This is a genomic window from Streptomyces sp. NBC_01549 (assembly GCF_026339955.1).
Taxonomy (GTDB): Bacteria; Actinomycetota; Actinomycetes; order Streptomycetales; family Streptomycetaceae; genus Streptomyces.
Genome location: NZ_JAPEPW010000006.1, coordinates 55097 through 70986 on the forward strand (window position 1 = coordinate 55097; position 15890 = coordinate 70986).

The following is a 15890-nucleotide window of genomic DNA, read 5'->3' on the forward strand; positions in this document are numbered from 1 at the left end:
CCGCGTCCGGGAATGGCCGGGGGCCACCCCACGTTGCCACGAGCATGACGACGAATGCGCCCCGGCCCGAGGTACTGCGATACACCGCCTTCTCCAGCGCCCCCGACGGCGGAAACCCCGCCGGCGTTGTTCTGGACGCCACCACCCTGGACGACAGCGACATGCTGGCCATCGCCGCCGACCTCGGATACTCGGAGTCCGCGTTCCTGACCGCACCCCCGGAGGGTCTCGGCGGCCGGGAAGGGCGGGCATACACCATCCGCTACTTCAGTCCCAAGGCCGAGGTGCCGTTCTGCGGACACGCCACCGTCGCGACCGCCGTCGCGCTCGCCGAGCGGATAGGAACCGGAGAGTTGTTGTTCGCGACGCGCGCGGGCACCGTGCCGGTGGAGGTGGCCGAGGAAAGCGGGACTCTCCGGGCCACGCTCACCAGTGTCGAGCCGCACATCGAGGAGATCGCCGACGCCGACCTCGATGAGGCACTCGCCGCGCTCGGCTGGCCGGACGCCGATCTCGACCCGGCCTTCCCGCCCCGTATCGCCTTCGCCGGAGCCCGCCATCTCGTTCTCGCGGCGGCGACGCGCGCTCGCCTCGCGGATCTCGCGTACGACTACGCGCGCCTCGAAGCCCTCATGCACCGCTTGGACCTGACCACGATCCAGTTGGTGTGGCGGGAGTCGGCCACCGTCTTTCATGTCCGTGACCCCTTCCCCGTCGGCGGTGTCGTCGAGGACCCGGCGACCGGGGCCGCAGCCGCCGCGTTCGGTGCGTATGCGCGTGACCTCGGCCTGGTCCCCGAGGACGCCGTACTCACCCTGCATCAGGGCGAGGACCTGGGCCGCCCTGGCGAGCTCACGGTGGCGCTGCGCTCGGGTGACGCGCGCGTCCGTGTCAGCGGCGCAGGAACTCGCATCAGCTGAAGCACCAGCCTGGATGGTGCTGCGAGGCCCGTGTTCGTCGCCAACTAAGTTTGTGTTTTAACCTCTGAGGCTGTCGCGCTCGATGATGCTCTCGGGGCGTCTGATCGTTTTCCCGACGTCATAGCGGGCCGTGGGGCGGCGATTCTTGGATCCAAGTGGCCTTAGCCATGTCCAGCCGTCTCCGGCCTCAAGGGTGCGGATGTTCGGCCGGGTCCGGCCCAGGGTCTGCTTCATCAGCCGGAAGGTGCGTTCCAGGTCAAAGCGCCGCAGGAACCCCTGCCGACCCACGTCGACGTCCTCGCCGCTCGGGCCGGTGGCCGACGACCACAGCCAGAGTGGCAGTGGGTCTCCGCCGCCGGGGAGGCGGTCGACTTGGAGGCGGTCGACTTGGAGGCGGTCAACGTGCCTTCGATGACCAGGAGTTAGCCGGCGTGGTCCATCCGCGCGGATCGGGTGGTCAGCCTCGGATGGATGCGGTCCCAGGCCATCGCGCGGGCGGTGCCGTACCGGTCGGTGACCTGCGTGCTCACCGCGGCCGGCTCGCCGCAGGTCTCCGGCTTGGCGAAGCGGAACTCCTTGCCGTGCTTCGGGGGCCGCCCGCCCCGCGGCGGGGAGATCCACGGCGCCGGGACCGCCTTGCGCATCACCCGGTTCGTACGCATCCGTCCGAGGACCTCCACCGGCAGCCCGGCCAGGAGGCGGGACATGCGCGGGACGTCGTAACCGGCGTCGAACACGACCAGGATGTCCCGGTCACCGAAGTGCCACCGGCCGGTGCTCGGCCACCAGCGTCAGGTCCACCGGCGCCCTCACCGGCCCGTCCGTACACAGCAACGCATCCGTGAGGTCGAACAGTTCATCCCCGCGCGCGGTCAGACAGTCGAATAGGTCGTCCCGGGAGCGTGACGCGCCCTTGGTCGGAGCACATGATCAGACGAAGGCCGCCTCAGCGTCCGGCGAACACCCAGGTGAGCGGCCTGGTTCGAGGAACATTTCGACTCATCGATAGCCTGCGTCCCCATGATGCGCGCTTGGATCTTGCCGATGCTGCTTGTGCTCTGCGGCTCAGCCGTCGCGACTGGGCTGATCTTCAAGGGGAGCCCCGGCACGGCCGCAGCACTCCTGCCGGCGTTCCTGGCGCTCGCCGGCGTGAACTCGCCCCTGATCTTCCCGAGGTCGATCGGTGCACGGGAGGCACAACGCCGCAGCGCGGTCGACGGCCGGCCGGTCGTCTTCTGGCGGCCGGGCTGCAAGTACTGCATGCGACTGCGCATCCGACTGGGCCGCAGGGCCCGCCAGTTGCTCTGGGTCAACATCTGGCGCGACCCGGCAGGAGCCGCAGCGGTGAGAGCAGCCAACGACGGCAACGAGACCGTGCCGACCGTCGTCGTGGCGGGCCAGCCACACACCAACCCCGATCCCGAATGGGTGCGCGAACAGCTCTCCCCCTCCGCGTGATCAGGAACCGCGCTCTACCGGAGTGGCTCCCGCAGACCCAAGCGGACAGATCAACGGGTAGTAACGGCCAAACTGACCACGTAGCGCTCCTCGACCGTCCGGTTCGGGAAGGCTTCAGTCAGGAGGTCGCGCTCAGCGGCAAGGAACGTCTCGGCGGCGTCTTTGCCGAGGACGAGGAAGTCGGAGTAGCTGGCGAGATTCGCGAGATGCGTTTCGAGTGGGACGCTCCTCGTCCACGACACCTGCCGGGTGACAAAGCTCAGTTCGGGCGGCAGGTGGCGGAATCGGGCCATGGGGTCGGGTTCGCTGTCCTCGGCGCCGAAGAGGTGGCGCAGGCGGGCGTCCTGGGCGGCTATCCAGCCGACAGCGCTGTCCGAGTCGTTCCACCACAGGGCGAGTGCACCGCCGGGGTGCAGTACTCGGAGGGCTTCCGGGACGGACTTGTGCGGGTCGGTCCAGTGCCAGGCCTGGGCATAGGTGAGGACGTCGATGGAATCGGAGGCTAGTGGCAGGTTGTTTCCGTCACCGAGCACGACGGGGACGTCGGGCAGTCTGAGGCGGAACTGCGATGCCATTCCGGAGCCGGGCTCGACCGCGATGACGCGCGCACCGCGGGCGTGCAGGAGGGCGGTCGCCAGTCCCGTACCGGCGCCGATGTCCGCGACGCGGGCGCCCATTAAGGGACGGTCGGCGAGTTCCTCGACCGCATCGAGCAGGGCGGGCGGATACGAAGGACGGTTCGCTGCATAGCTGGCGGCGGCCTTGTCGAAGGAACGGGCCTGCGAAGTGATCGTCATTCGACCATCCTCGGCGGTCCGAAGGGCCTGGCACAGTACTTTGACGCCGTCTCCCCGCCACGGCATCACAGGGCGCCGGGGTGTGCGCTCCGGCAGGCGGCCGGATCGTACCGGATGGTGCCAAGCAACGGGGATTCGCCGCGAGTTGACGGCATTGATTGTGTCGGCGGGAAGCAGCAACACGTGCCGGACTGCGAATCTCGGATGCGGTGCGGCACGGTCCGTGGTGGGATGCGCCGCATGAGTGACTCGCTGCGTGACCGTATCGAGCAGTACTACTCCACTGTGCCGTTGCTGTTCTCTGACGCCGAGGAGTTCGGTTCGTTACGGCTGTTCGTGCGAAGGAAACCAGGTGCCCCGTATTACGGCGGCCCCAGCCATGCTCAACCCATCGCGCACGGTTCCGCGGCCATCACCGCTGCTGACATCGCGCGAGTGCGGGCCCGGCAGCGCGAACTCGGTGTGTCAGAGGCTTTCGAGTGGCTGGCCGAGGCGGCGCCGACGCTGCGTGCCTGCATCGAGGCGGCCGATCTGCCAGTGGCGGAACGCCCGCTGATGGCTCTGCATCCGCACTGCCCGGTTGGCCTGCAGCCGTTGCCCGGGAGCGTGACGCTTCGTGTGCTGACGGCCGATGACCCAGCGCTACCCGCAGCGCTCGCTCTGCCTCGCCTGGCCTTCGCCGAGGAGGGCACTGAGGTGGGCTCGGCAGGTCGCAAGGAGCTGTCGGTGGTGGCCGAGGAGCTGGCCCAGGACGGCACGGTGGCAACGATACGCCCCGCGATCCGTGCTGGGCACAAAACGCTCATCGCTGCCCTCGCCTCGGATGACACCCCCCCTGGCCGTCGGCCATTACCACCCGGCGAACGGCACGACCGAGATCGGCGGCATTGGCACCCTTCCCGTCGCCCGTCGCCAGGGCCTGGCCGCCGCCGTCACGGCGGCCTTGGTCAGCCATGCTCGCAACCACGGGGTGAGCACCGTCTTCCTTGCCTATGCAGAGGACGCCGTCGCTCACATCTACTCACGCTTGGGCTTTCGCCCTGCCGACAGCACCCTTCTGATCGCCAACCAACCCGCGCGATCTTAGGTCCGCATGCAGGCAAAGAAGATGCTTCGGGAAGAGCGTCGACTCTCCGGAGAGTGTCCAGGAGAAGGTGGAGGCGATCCACGGTCTGGCCGCAGACGACACGGTCGCGGCGGTGGTGACCACCGACTTCCTGCGTCGGCCCGCGGTCGCTGCGAAAGCCATGGCCGATGACATCACCCGGCACGCCGTTAATGAGGTGCAGTTCGACCGGTTCCGCCAACTGGCCGAAATCGACAACGCCGTCACCCGCGGCGAGCTCGACCTCGACAAGCAGCTGGAGAAGCTACTGAAGGGATCGGGTGAGGAGGCGATGGGGGCGATCGAGTCCACCCTTCAGCTCCTGGCCAACCTGGAGTGAACCGGAGCTCAAGACGCAACGGGCGGCGATCGCCCCGCAGTTGGCTCCACCCACCGGTCGCGGCCCGGCACCGTCATGCTGCTGCCTCGCTACCACCACCCCTCCGACACCCGCAACCAAGCGGATCCTTGACCAGCTCCGCCGACGGCTGCGGCTGCGCCGACGGCGCTGCCCTCAGCTGCCTCGACCGCAGCGCGGGCGATCTCGGCAGCACCTCTTGCGGTTCTTCAACCAGGTCGTGATCCGTCGGACGCCCGCCCAACGGATGGCTGCAGGCTACTGCGGGGCCCGGCGGCACGCCTCGATCGCGACGGCCCCCGGCACGTCGGCCCGGGTCAGATCGCCGACGCAACCGCTCTGGTCGCCCACCAGGCCGACGTAACAACCCATCCGGACGGCGTCCGTGACGTCGGTGCCCTGGTCCTGGACATGATCCTGGCAGGCCGAGAGGTCCGCGTGGGCCGCTGGAGCGGCGATGACGGTGCCGCCCAGGGCGAGGGCCAGGCCGGCGAGAACACTGGGAATACAAGCCGAACGATGCATGAGGATGGACCTGCTCTCCGGGTCGGGTCACGCGATCGTGGGTGCGCCGGACCGCGTGCGGGGGCGGCGGCGGGCGAACCCTCCGAGAGACGGAATCCCCTGGGGATCGAGCACCACGGGGTGGGGCCGGCGGCGTACCGTGCCTGTCATGCGGGCGGTGTCTGCTTCCTCACCGACTGATCGTCTCGGTATCGGCCACCCTCGCTCCTACGACGCTAGAACATTCCATGGGCGCCCGCACTCCCGGAAAGACGGATCGCGGCGCCCGTTGGCCGGCGACGGCGCAATTCCCCAGGGGCTGTGGCCGGGCAAATCCCCAGACACAGGCTTGGTCAGCGGCCGATCGACCAGGCCGCGTCAGCTGGTGGGAGGCCCGCTTCGAAGACGTGGCTGATGAGCCGCAGTGCCTCGGGCAGGGGGCGGCGTCCTCGTCGGGAAGCCCGTCGTGCTGTCCGTTCGCCAAGGCGAAGCCGATGCTTTAGCCGCTGGCTCCGGGGCCGTTCACGATGACCTGATGGCTGGCGTTGATCAGCCGGTCGAGACGGGACTCGGCGGCGACGGGGTCGGAGAAGAGGGGACATCAGTCGCTGGGTGCCCGGTTGCTGGTGATGACCACGGATCGGCCTCGCCGCTCGGAGACGAGTCCGTAGGGGTCGTCGACCTGGGGTGCGGTCCGCGCACTCACGACTGCGAATTCGAACGCGGTTCATCCAGCTCAAGCCCCAGAGAGTACTTCCAGTCTTCACCAACTGACTCGATCCGGTGCGCTCGGCCACCGCCGTGAGCTCGGGGATCTCCCCCGTGGCGCCGCAGTGCGAGGCGCATGCGACGGCGAGTGAGAGGGGCGCACCCGCGCCCCGGACCGGTGTGCCGCGCGGCAGACCAGGCCGGGCGGCTGACAGGACGGACCATACGGTGGCAGGTGCGCCTGTATCCGCCACGGTGCGTAGTGCGTCGTGCGCGCGGTTGGGCTCCAATCACTTGGCGCGCATCAGCAGCTCGATCTGCGTTCCGAGCGGGCGGCAGCTGTCCAGGTGGCCCCGTACGGTGAGCACCAGCAAGGCGTCCATCGTCGCCTCGGGATCGATACTCATGTCGTTCGCCAGCGCGAGGTGGACCGCGTATTCCGCGGGTCCCCGCTCTTCGCGACGTCCGGCAGGACTCGCGGCCTTCCCCTGCCGGACGCGCGGGGCTCCAAGTAGTCGCGTTCCTACATTTCCTCGCGGTGGTACGGCAGTTATGCCACCCAGAACGGCGCGGCGGGCTCCCCGAGGGAGGTCTTCCTCATCCGGTACGGCCCGAACAGGGCCGCCACGGCCTGCGGGAGCGGCGGGTCGAGGACGACTCCGGAGCTGCGGGCGTACACCAGACCTCCCACGAACTGCTCGTCCGGTGCGGGGTTGACGTGCAGCAGGGCCTGGGCCAGATCGACCGGGCGGGGGGTGACGCCAAGTTCCTCCAACTGCGCGATCCGCTCCACCAGTACGGCGCCGTCCAGTGCGCCGGTGGTGAGTGTCGGCAAGGCCAGGGGGAATGACTGAGTACCGGACTCGATGACGTCCGTCGCGTCGGTCACCGTGCCCTGAGCATCGTCCCGGCGAGGGAGGGGTCGTGTACGGCGGATGGGCCGCGTCTGCGGAGTTGGACGGCTGTCTCCCTCGGCTCGTCGCCTCGCAGTGCCCTCGCCACGTCGTAGAGGTCGCTCTGCGTGTAGTCGTACCTCTCGCGCGGTTTCCTGCGCACGACCGACCCCAGTGCCTCGGCCAGTGCGGTCCGATCGCGGTGGGCATGGCGTCGACGACGTCTCGAGGGGGCCGGTCAGGACGGGCAGCACGTCGGCGACCTGCTCGGTGACGTGCTGAGTGACGTGTTCGGTGATGCTCTCCTGCGGTACGGGCGCGCCGAGCAGCTCGGCGACTCGTTCCGCGAGCCCGGGGCTGAGCCGTCCGGCGGCCGTCCGCAGCTCCGGCACCGGAGCAAGACTTCGCCGCGATCGTCGCCGGGAAGGGAGTGATGACGTTGAACTGTGACGCCCACCCGGGAATCACAGTCCTGGTCCTGATTCGCCTACGGGAGACGTGCGGTGATCAGCTGAGACCGAGCTGACGCAACATGCCGAGCTCATCGCTGCTACCCCAGCGCTCGACCATTTTCCCGTCGGCGAACCGGCTGATCTGCATCCCTCGGTAACTCACCGTTTTTCCCGTCGCACTGTGCCCCATCAGTTCACCGAGATGTGTGCCCGTGATGGTGTATGCGAACGCGACCTCGGCGTCGGTGGCCATGACGTGCTCGACCTCGATATGCAGATCGGGGAAGGCCCGCCTCATTGAGGCGAACATCTCCTCATAGCCTTCGGGTCCAGGAACCTGTCCTGGGGCCGGGTCGTGGTCGACAGAGTCGGGCGCCACGTATTCCTCGAGATCGCTGAGGTGGTCACTGTTCACCGCTGATCCGAAGCCCTCCAAGACGGCGACGTTGCTGCTGCGCGACATGACGCGCTCCTTGACGTTGCAGCCCTGGGCGCGTACACAACAATGATGTGCAGTCGCCCCTTCCTCCCATCCACGATAGGTCTGGCGGCCTGAGGTGGCCTGCTGGAACGGGAAGCGAAGAACCTCCCGCGTATCCGCCGGTAGACAAGCCGATTGCGACCGCCCTGCCGCGAACCCTGTTCTGTTGCGCACGGGCCATCTTGGGTCCGAACAGAAGACGGTCAGGTCGCCGTGCCGTCCGCAGGCGCTGGTACGACGACACCGTTCGGCTGGGTTCGGCAGGACGGCGTCACGTCACTCCCGAACATCCCTTGCACCCGCATCCGGTCGGAGACGACAGCCGGTCGGCAGTGCGTCGGCAGTACGGTCTTCCCCATGCCCCTCTGCTGATGGAGGATCCCATGCATGACTCAACAGCGATCCGATGGGGCGCCGTCGGCTGACGCCGCCAACGCCTACCTGGAGGCGCTCCGAGAGCGGCTCGCGGCCGACGGATGCGGGGTGACCGCAACCACCTGGCGCGACTACCGGGTAGTGATCGGCAGTCGATCGGACCGCAAGGTACGTTGGTTCGGCACCAGGGTGGAGCTGTTCGTCCTCGCCACCGCTGTCCTCGAGGTCGACAACGCCTCGATGGCCGAGTACACCGGGTGGGCCATGGACTACGTGAAGAGCCTCCGCAGCGGTCTGCCCGGCGCCCGCAACGCGGCGATGATCCTGCCCGCCCTGGCGAGTGGCAGCGTCCAGCCGTCCGCGAGGGACTGGGCCGCCAAGGACGCCCGGATCCTCGGTACGTCCCTGATCGGCCGACCCGTCACGGTGGAGACATCGGCCTCGAAGGCCACCCGAGTCAGCATGTACCGGGGCAGGGTCGTGTACGGCGGGATGTTCACGCGTCACGTGCTGAAAAAGGCCTCGCTGTACTTCCCCTGAGCTCCCATGACGAAGCAAGAACACCGGGCGCACGCCCCAACCAACGCCTTTCGGAAGGCGGACCCGGCACACCAGCACTTCGGGGGTCGCCCGGCTGCCACCTCCCAGCGTCTACCAGCCGCCAAACGACCCCGCGGAACTGGACGGTGGTGACCGCAGCGTCGTCGGCATCAGTTTGCGTGCGGACCGCGTCCAGTACCCCCGTCCACGACGTCCGGCCGGTCTCCAGCACGGCCGCGATCGGGTACGTCCAACCAGCGAAGGATCAGTCGAAGGCCGTTCTCACGTCAGCTGAACTACGGAAACACCGATCAAGTCGGACTTGCGCTCGACGTCGGGCCTTCGAAGGCGTCTCGACGAGACCCTGACGCAGTGAACCAACCGACCCGGCCTGACCTCGGTCAGCAGGTCCTTCAGTTCCTCGACCGCTGAGCGCAGGTCCTCCGCCGAGGGGGCAACAAGCGTCAGCAGACTCCGGCCGAAGCGGCGAAGGCGCCAGAAGTCGAAGAGCTCCGTTCCATCCGCAGCGAAGTCCACGTCAATGTCGATCCCGTTCGGGCTTGCCAGTCGACATCCCGCACCGTGCACCGCATACGAGTAGCCACCGACCTCACCACGGCGGCTGATCTCGCCCGAGCGGGCAAGCACGAGCAGGTCCGCCAGCCGGTCCAGCGACGGCATGGACTCCCGAACCGCAGCTCTGGCAGCGCCGAGAGCACCGACGAAACCGAGCACGAAGTCCCGTGCTGCAGACACCTGGTGTCGTGACGCACCCTCACTCCCGGACTCCCGCAACGCACCCTCCGGGCCACTGCCAGATGATCCAGGTTGGGATTCTTCCACGGGCCCAGCTCACCGTGCCAGAGAGATCTCCTCGCAGCGACCAACCACGAACCCCCCTCAGAGGGCAGAGTCGGCGCGGACAACCGGAGCAGCTTCAAAGGCCCTCCAGCACCAGGAAATCAGGACTGGCGGCGTGCGAAGAGAATCGCCCCCGGAGTCTTCTCATCCGGGTCGAGCAGCAGTTGGGCCTCGATCTCGAATCCGGCGTCGCGCAGCCAGGTGGCCACCTGGTCCGGTTGGCGGCGATGGACATGGACCTTCATCGGGTGGCCGCCATAGCCCTCTGTCTTCAATCGCGACTGGTCGCCGACGTGAAAGCCCAGCTGCAGCGGTCCACCTGGACGCAATACTCGGTGGAAGTGCGCCAACACAGTGGGCACCTCGTGGTCGGGGATGTGGATCAACGACCACCACGCGAGCAGGCCGGCCACCGAAACGGCGGGGAGGTCCAAGTCCGTCATCGAGCCCACCTCGAATCGCAGGCCGGGATGGTCACGCCGGGCCACGTCGATCATCCCAGGGGAGAGGTCGATGCCGAAGGCGTCGACACCGAGCCCGTGCAGGTGGGCGGTGACTTTCCCGGGGCCGCAGCCGACGTCTGCCACCGGCCCACCCCCCGCGGCCCGCACCTTGTCGGCGAACAGTGCCAGCGCCCCTCGCAGGTACGGCCGTTCGGCCAAGGCGTTGCGCATTTGGTCGGCATAGCTGACCGCGACCGTGTCATATGAGGTTCGGGTGTCTGCCAGCCAGTCGTCCGTGTTCATGACCGGCACAGTAGTCCGTGATCACGATCTCGTGGAGGGTCGCTGCGCGGACCGATCATCGACCGCGCTGAACAGTCGGATCCTCGCCGCCAAGGCACCGGACACGCTCCGCCCGCACCTGAACTCCGCCTGCCGCCCGCCGACTTGCCCGCGACTCCACCACTCAGGCGGCGTGACAGAGGTCATTGACAAGCGGAATCCGCGAAGGTTGTCATGAGCACACGCTGCGAACCCTTGGGGCCTGTTGTAGTCATCGAGTCGACGGCTCCTCCCTCGGCGCCGGTCGTAGCCCGTCATTGGGCGCAGCATGCACGAAGACCGCGGGAGCCGGCTCCAGGGCAGAGGGTGGGCGGCTGCCATGGGAGTACGGTCATTGACCGGGCGCCGCGAGCTGCTCGACACCGCCCAGGCCGCGTTGACGGGCTGTCCCGGAGTGCTGTTCCACGGTCCCGCGGGGATCGGCAAGTCCGTGCTCGTGGCCGCCCTCATGGCGTCCTTGGCCACGGATGGCCGGTCGGCCGGCACGGTGCTGCACTGCTCGCCCGCGGAGGAGGACGCCCGGCTCCCGTTCGTCGGCCTCATCGACCTGTTCGCGCGGGTGCCGGAGAGCTGTCTGAAGGCCCTGGCGCCCGAGCCCCGGGCGGCGCTGAGGGCGGTACTGCTGCGCGGCCGGGAACCGGCCGGCGACCAGAGCCGTCTCGCGGTGCGCGTCGCCGTCCTCGAAGTGCTGCGAACCCTGGCCGCCACCGGCCCCGTTCTGCTGGTCATCGATGACCTCCAGTGGTTCGACGAGCCGAGCGCCGAGGTGCTCGCCTTCGCCGTACGCCGCGTCGAGGGCATCGACATACGGGTGGTGGCCGCCGAGCGGGTGGCGGACGGCGAGCAGCCCGAACGGCTGCGCTGCTGCCCGCCGGGCACCGTCGAACTTCCCGTGCCGCCGCTGGCGGACGGCGAGGTGGCACACCTGGTGCGTACCGGCATCGGTGCCGACCTGGCACCGGCGGTGCTGCGCGCGATCCAGGACGCCGCTGCCGGGAACCCGTGGTACGCACTGGAGTTGGGGCGGGCGGCCGCGCGCGACGGAGCGCCCGTCGGCTTCGGCCGGACGCTGTCCGTACCTCGAAGGCTGCGTACCCTGCTGCTGGCGCAGGTGCGTACGCTGCCGGAAACAGCGCGGCGCACCCTCCTCGTCACGAGCGCCGCCGCCCGTCCCACCCTCACTCTGCTGCGTGCCGCCGGACTTCATCACCCCGCCGCGGACCTCGCGGAGGCCGAACGACTCGGTGTCGCGACGGCCGACGCCGACGGAATCGTACGTTTCCGGCATCCGCTGATCCGGGCCGCTGTCTATGCCGACGCTCCGGAGTACAGCCGTCGGCAGGCGCACGCCCTGCTGGCTCATGCGGTCACCGAGCCTGCGGAGCAGGCCCGTCACCTCGCTCTCGCCCACCCGCACGAGGACGAGACCACCGCCCGTACGCTGGTGTCCGCGGCCGGGTCGGCCCGCCGCGACGGCTCACCCGATGCCGCCTTTGAACTGGCCGGGCTCGCTGTCCGACGCACTCCCGGCGACCGCCCCGCGGATCGCGCCGACCGGCTGCTGGCCGCGGCGGAGTACTCGTGCGACGCCGGACGACTGGACGAGGCGGGGCAGGCGGCCGAGACCGTCCTCGCCGAGTCTGGCTCCGCACGGCAGCGGGTGCGGGCCCGGCTGATCCTGCTACGCAACGCCGGGCAGGCGCTGGAGGGCGCCCGAGACCTGATCGAGGAGGGCCTCCGGGACGCGGACGGCGACCCGGAGACCGAGGCATGGCTGCACCACTGGGCGGCGGTACTCGGCCTGCTGTGCGGGGAGTTGGAGGAGGCGGCCCGGCATGCCCGGCGCGCTGCCCGGCATGCGGCCCGGGCGGGCGACACGGACACCCGGATCGGAGCGCTCGCCACCCTCGCCCGGGTGCGGTCCCTGGCGGGGGAACCGGTCGCCGCCGACGCCGCGCTGGAGGAGGCGCTCACACTGGTCGGCGGCGCCGACGCCGGCCCGGAGAGCTGGGGACTGATCCGGATGCGGGCGATCCTCGCCCTGGACTCCGACATGGTGACCGAGGCACGGGCCCTGGTCGCCGGACTCCTCGCGGAAATAGGCGAGTTCGCCGGAGTCGAGGAGGTCATGGCGACCTTGGTGTCGCTGACCCGCATTCAGGTGCGTTCCGGGGACTGCCGGGAGGCGCTGCGCACCGCGGCCCGATGCTCGCGTGCCATGGCCGAGACGGGCGTACAGGCGGCTCCGGCGCTGTATGCGGCGGCGCTCGCGGCGGCCGCGGGCGGCACCGCCGACGAGGCCCGGCACCTCGCAGAGCAGGCGGTACGAACCTCGGAGGCGGACGGCGACCGGCTGTTCCTGCTGCGCGCGCTGGCGGTGCTCGGGCAGGCCGAGCTGCTCGTCGGCGACCCACGCGGGGCGGCGGCCGCGGTCGAGGCGCTGCAGCGCGTCAAGGAACTCGGCGAGGCCATGTCCGCCGCCGACCCGCCCCTGCTGCACTGGTACAGCGACTTGGCCGAAGCCCTGGTCATCCTGGGCGAGACGGACGCGGCAGGGGCTGTGATCCGCGAGGCCCGGACGCGTGTGTCCGGCGACACGCCCGGGAGCGTACTGGCAGCTCTGGAGCGGGCGGAGGGGCTGCGTGAGGCGGGGCTCGGCCGGGCGAAGGAGGGGGCGGTACGGCTGCGTGCCGCCGTGGACCGACTGCGTCGGCTTCCGTTGCCCGTGGAGCTGGTGCGTACGCTGATCGCGCTCGGCGCGGTCGAGCGCCGCTCTCGCCGCAGGAACGCGGCGCGCATGGTCCTCGGCGAGGCGCTGGAGACCGCGACGCGGATCGGCGCCGCTCCACTGGCGGCGCGGGCCAGGGACGAGCTGGCGCGGCTCGAAGCCGGAGAGCGGAGCGCGGAGACAGGTGCGGGCGGACCCGAACTCACCCCCACGGAAGCCAGGATCGCCGGACTGGTCGGTGGCGGGGCCACCAACCGGGAAGTCGCCGCAGAGCTGTTCATCAGCGTCAAGACGGTGGAAGGTGCACTGTCGCGCGTCTACCGCAAGGTCGGGGTCCGCTCGCGCACCGCGCTCGCCCATGCGATGGCGGTCGCCGTCATCGCATCCGGGGCCGCCGTGGATTCCGCCGACGACGACCAAGTGAGGCCCCCTGCACGGGCGGTGATGACGAGTCAGCTCGGCCGGGTCCGCATTCCCCGTGCGCTTGACACACGCCGTTGACGTGACATCCGCAGTTAACACGTGACGCAAGGGTTCCCCCGCTTATGCGGGTGGGGCTGGTGTTCCTACGGTGAAGCCGTTCCGCTTCCGGGACACCACCCCCACTCTCCGGAGGACCTCAGTGAAGTCACGCCTGAAGCTGCTCGGTCTGGTCGCCGCGCCGGCCCTGCTCGCCGCCGCCGTCCCCACCGCCTACGCCGCCGGCACCGCCCAGCCGCACTCAACCCGTGCGGTCATCACCGGAGATGTCCTCAAGGGCCTGAACCAGGACGCGACCCACACCGGCGGTGTCGCCGCCGGGAAGCGGATATCGGTGGCGATCAGCCTGACCCCCAGAAACGACAAGGCGCTCGACACCTTCGTCGCCAAGGTCAGCAACCCGCGGTCGAGCTCGTACGGCCACTACCTGACGAAGCATCAGTTCGCGGCCCGCTTCGGCCGGACCGATGCCGAGATCAAGCAGCTCAAGGACTATCTGCACGCACAGGGGCTCACCGTCGGCACCGTCCACTCGGGGAACCTGCTGGTCGACGCCAGCGGCACCGCCGCCCAGCTGCAGAAGGCCTTCGGCACCAAGCTGTCGACCTGGAAGGACGCCAAGTCGGGTCGCTCGTTCTACGCCAACGACACCGCGCCGACCTTGCCGACCGCCATCGCCTCCCTCGTCAGCGACGTGGCCGGCCTCAACAACCGCGCTCAGCTGCACCACCAGACACTCTCCACCGTGACCCCTCACAACGGTCCGGGCGGTGGCTACACCCCCGCCCAGCTCAAGGGCGGCTACAACGTCTCCGGTACGTACACCGGCAGCGGCCAGAAGATCGCGCTGATCGAGTTCGACGGCTTCCAGCAGTCCAACATCACCGCCTACGACAACTACTACAGCCTGGGCTCGCCCACCCCGACCGTGCAGAAGGTGGACAGCGGCTCCGGCTCGCTCGGTGACGGCCAGGTCGAGGTCGAGCTGGACATCGAGGTCCTGCACGCGATCGCTCCCAAGGCGAACGTCACCGTCTTCGAGGGCCCCAACTCCGACGCCGGCGAGGTCGACACGTACCAGGCCATCGTCGACAGCGGTATCCCGACCACCTCGATCAGCTGGGGCGCCGCCGAGAGCCAGCGCACGACCTCCAACATCAACGCCGTGGACGCCGTCTTCAAGGCGGGCGCCGCCGAGGGCCTCGGCTTCTACGCGACCTCCGGCGACGACGGGTCCGACGACGCGGGCGACGGCACCACCTCCGTCGACTACCCGGCCAGCGACCCGTACGTCACCGGCGTCGGCGGCACCAAGCTGACCGTCACCTCGGCCAACGCCTGGAGCAAGGAAGTGGCCTGGTACGGGGGCGGCGGCGGCAAGTCCTCCGTCTTCAAGATCCCCAGCTGGCAGACCGCGGTGCAGAAGAGCGCCGGCGGCGGCTACCGCCAGGTGCCGGACGTCTCGGCGCACGCCAACCCCAGCCCCGGCGTCTCGATCTACTCGCAGGGCTCCTGGTCCTCGGTCGGCGGCACCAGCGCCGCCGCGCCCGAGTGGGCTCGGATTCGAAGAGAACGGCGGGCCCGAGGTCCTGCGCACCGTGGAGGTGCCGACCCCTGAAGCCGGCCCCGGAGAGGTGCTGGTCCGGGTGGCCTACGCGGGAGTGAACTACGCCGAAGTGCAGCACCGCCTCGGCGATTTCGGCCCACCGGACACACTCGACATCCCCGGCATGGAAGCCTCCGGGCATGTCGCCGCGATCGGCGAGGGCGTCAGCGGGCTCGCCATCGGGGACCCTGTCCCCGTGTACCTGCCCGACGGCGGTGGCTACGCCGAGTACGCCGGCGCCCCAGCCCGCTTCACGTTCCCGCTGCGCACCCCACGCGGCGAGATCGATCTACGGACCGCCGGCGGGGCCGCACTCGTCCTGCCCACGGCCTACGGCGTCCTCGCCGGAGCGGCCCGGCTCCGCCCCGGCGACAGCGTTCTGATCCACGCGGCGGCCGGAGGCGTGGGCTCCGTCGCCGCCCAGATCGCCCGCGCACTCGGCGCGGACACCGTGTACGGCACCGTCGGCAGCACCGACAAGGCCGAGTACGCCAAACGTTTCGGATACGACGCGGTCTTCCCACGGGAGGACTTCCCCGACGCGGTGCGCGACGCGACCGGCGGGCGAGGCATGGACGTGGTCCTCGACCCCGTGGGCGGCCCCACGCGCCTCGCCAGCGTCTCCAGACGTGCCCCCGACCTCCTGCGCACCCATGGTCTGACAGCCCTGGAACTCGTCGCCTCGGGAAGCGTGCTCATCGATGTCACCGACATCCTTCCGCTGGCTGCCGCGGCCCGGGCACATGAGCGGATGCAAGCGGGACACAACGTAGGGAAGACCCTGTTGGCCGTATGAAGGAGGAACAACGGCCAAGACCGGCAAGAACGTTCATGGTGTC

The 15890-nt window shown here is 69.5% G+C and carries 14 protein-coding genes and 3 pseudogenes; 8 read left to right on the forward strand and 9 right to left on the reverse strand.

All coding sequences use genetic code 11. The annotated features are described in order from the left end of the window. Positions 1-44: 44 nt before the first annotated feature. Positions 45-920, forward strand: a complete 876-nt coding sequence (locus tag OG819_RS56410; protein ID WP_266638344.1) for a PhzF family phenazine biosynthesis protein — start codon at positions 45-47, stop codon at positions 918-920. A 57-nt stretch (positions 921-977) separates the two neighbouring features. Here the strand turns inward: OG819_RS56410 and OG819_RS59015 are convergent. Further along, positions 978-1796, reverse strand: a pseudogene (locus OG819_RS59015) (transposase). A gap of 144 nt (positions 1797-1940) precedes the next feature. On the opposite strand from OG819_RS59015, the gene OG819_RS56420 reads away from it, so the two are divergent. Then, on the forward strand, positions 1941-2378 hold the full coding sequence (locus OG819_RS56420) for a glutaredoxin domain-containing protein (RefSeq protein ID WP_266638345.1): 438 nt from the start codon (positions 1941-1943) through the stop codon (positions 2376-2378). A 50-nt stretch (positions 2379-2428) separates the two neighbouring features. Here the strand turns inward: OG819_RS56420 and OG819_RS56425 are convergent, their stop codons facing one another. Beyond that, the gene (locus OG819_RS56425) at positions 2429-3175 is read right to left on the reverse strand and encodes a class I SAM-dependent methyltransferase (protein WP_266657992.1); all 747 of its coding nucleotides are present in this window, start codon (positions 3173-3175) and stop codon (positions 2429-2431) included. 823 nt (positions 3176-3998) lie between these two features. On the opposite strand from OG819_RS56425, the gene OG819_RS59020 reads away from it, so the two are divergent. Together OG819_RS59020 and OG819_RS56435 are read left to right on the forward strand one after the other, a co-directional pair. After that, positions 3999-4262: a GNAT family N-acetyltransferase gene (locus tag OG819_RS59020; RefSeq protein WP_323139499.1), complete on the forward strand. Its 264-nt coding sequence runs from the start codon at positions 3999-4001 to the stop codon at positions 4260-4262. 28 nt (positions 4263-4290) lie between these two features. Next, positions 4291-4620: pseudogene (locus OG819_RS56435) on the forward strand (DUF6192 family protein); the annotation flags it as partial. A 276-nt stretch (positions 4621-4896) separates the two neighbouring features. Here OG819_RS56435 and OG819_RS56440 read toward each other — a convergent pair. The 4 genes from OG819_RS56440 to OG819_RS56455 all read right to left on the reverse strand — a co-directional run bounded on the left by OG819_RS56440 (position 4897) and on the right by OG819_RS56455 (position 7658). After that, positions 4897-5163 (reverse strand): hypothetical protein, encoded by a 267-nt coding sequence (locus OG819_RS56440; protein WP_266419555.1) that lies wholly within the window; start codon positions 5161-5163, stop codon positions 4897-4899. A gap of 1237 nt (positions 5164-6400) precedes the next feature. Beyond that, entirely contained in the window at positions 6401-6739 is a 339-nt protein-coding gene (locus OG819_RS56445) for a hypothetical protein (RefSeq protein ID WP_266657994.1), read from the reverse strand. Next, on the reverse strand, positions 6736-6906 hold the full coding sequence (locus tag OG819_RS56450; protein WP_266657996.1) for a hypothetical protein: 171 nt from the start codon (positions 6904-6906) through the stop codon (positions 6736-6738). The genes OG819_RS56445 and OG819_RS56450 overlap by 4 nt, the downstream gene beginning before the upstream one ends. A 344-nt stretch (positions 6907-7250) precedes the next feature. After that, positions 7251-7658 (reverse strand): ester cyclase, encoded by a 408-nt coding sequence (locus tag OG819_RS56455; RefSeq protein WP_266638350.1) that lies wholly within the window; start codon positions 7656-7658, stop codon positions 7251-7253. Positions 7659-8063: 405 nt separating this feature from the next. Between OG819_RS56455 and OG819_RS56460 the strand changes: the two genes are divergently transcribed. After that, on the forward strand, positions 8064-8591 hold the full coding sequence (locus OG819_RS56460; RefSeq protein ID WP_266657998.1) for a hypothetical protein: 528 nt from the start codon (positions 8064-8066) through the stop codon (positions 8589-8591). Between the two features lie 82 nt (positions 8592-8673). Here the strand turns inward: OG819_RS56460 and OG819_RS56465 are convergent. From OG819_RS56465 to OG819_RS56475, 3 genes and pseudogenes are all read right to left on the reverse strand, one after another. Then, a pseudogene (locus OG819_RS56465) lies at positions 8674-8847 on the reverse strand (transposase); the annotation flags it as partial. Between the two features lie 26 nt (positions 8848-8873). Beyond that, positions 8874-9272, reverse strand: a complete 399-nt coding sequence (locus tag OG819_RS56470) for a hypothetical protein (protein ID WP_266658000.1) — start codon at positions 9270-9272, stop codon at positions 8874-8876. 281 nt (positions 9273-9553) lie between these two features. Further along, complete coding sequence (locus OG819_RS56475) at positions 9554-10198, reverse strand: class I SAM-dependent methyltransferase (RefSeq protein ID WP_266638354.1); 645 nt, start codon at positions 10196-10198, stop codon at positions 9554-9556. Positions 10199-10556: 358 nt separating this feature from the next. Between OG819_RS56475 and OG819_RS56480 the strand changes: the two genes are divergently transcribed. The 3 genes from OG819_RS56480 to OG819_RS56490 all read left to right on the forward strand — a co-directional run bounded on the left by OG819_RS56480 (position 10557) and on the right by OG819_RS56490 (position 15847). Beyond that, positions 10557-13466: a LuxR family transcriptional regulator gene (locus OG819_RS56480; RefSeq protein WP_266658002.1), complete on the forward strand. Its 2910-nt coding sequence runs from the start codon at positions 10557-10559 to the stop codon at positions 13464-13466. A gap of 121 nt (positions 13467-13587) precedes the next feature. After that, the gene (locus OG819_RS56485) at positions 13588-15063 is read left to right on the forward strand and encodes a S53 family peptidase (protein ID WP_266658004.1); all 1476 of its coding nucleotides are present in this window, start codon (positions 13588-13590) and stop codon (positions 15061-15063) included. Continuing rightward, the gene (locus OG819_RS56490; RefSeq protein ID WP_266658006.1) at positions 15050-15847 is read left to right on the forward strand and encodes a zinc-binding dehydrogenase; all 798 of its coding nucleotides are present in this window, start codon (positions 15050-15052) and stop codon (positions 15845-15847) included. The genes OG819_RS56485 and OG819_RS56490 overlap by 14 nt, the downstream gene beginning before the upstream one ends. Positions 15848-15890 lie beyond the last annotated feature (43 nt).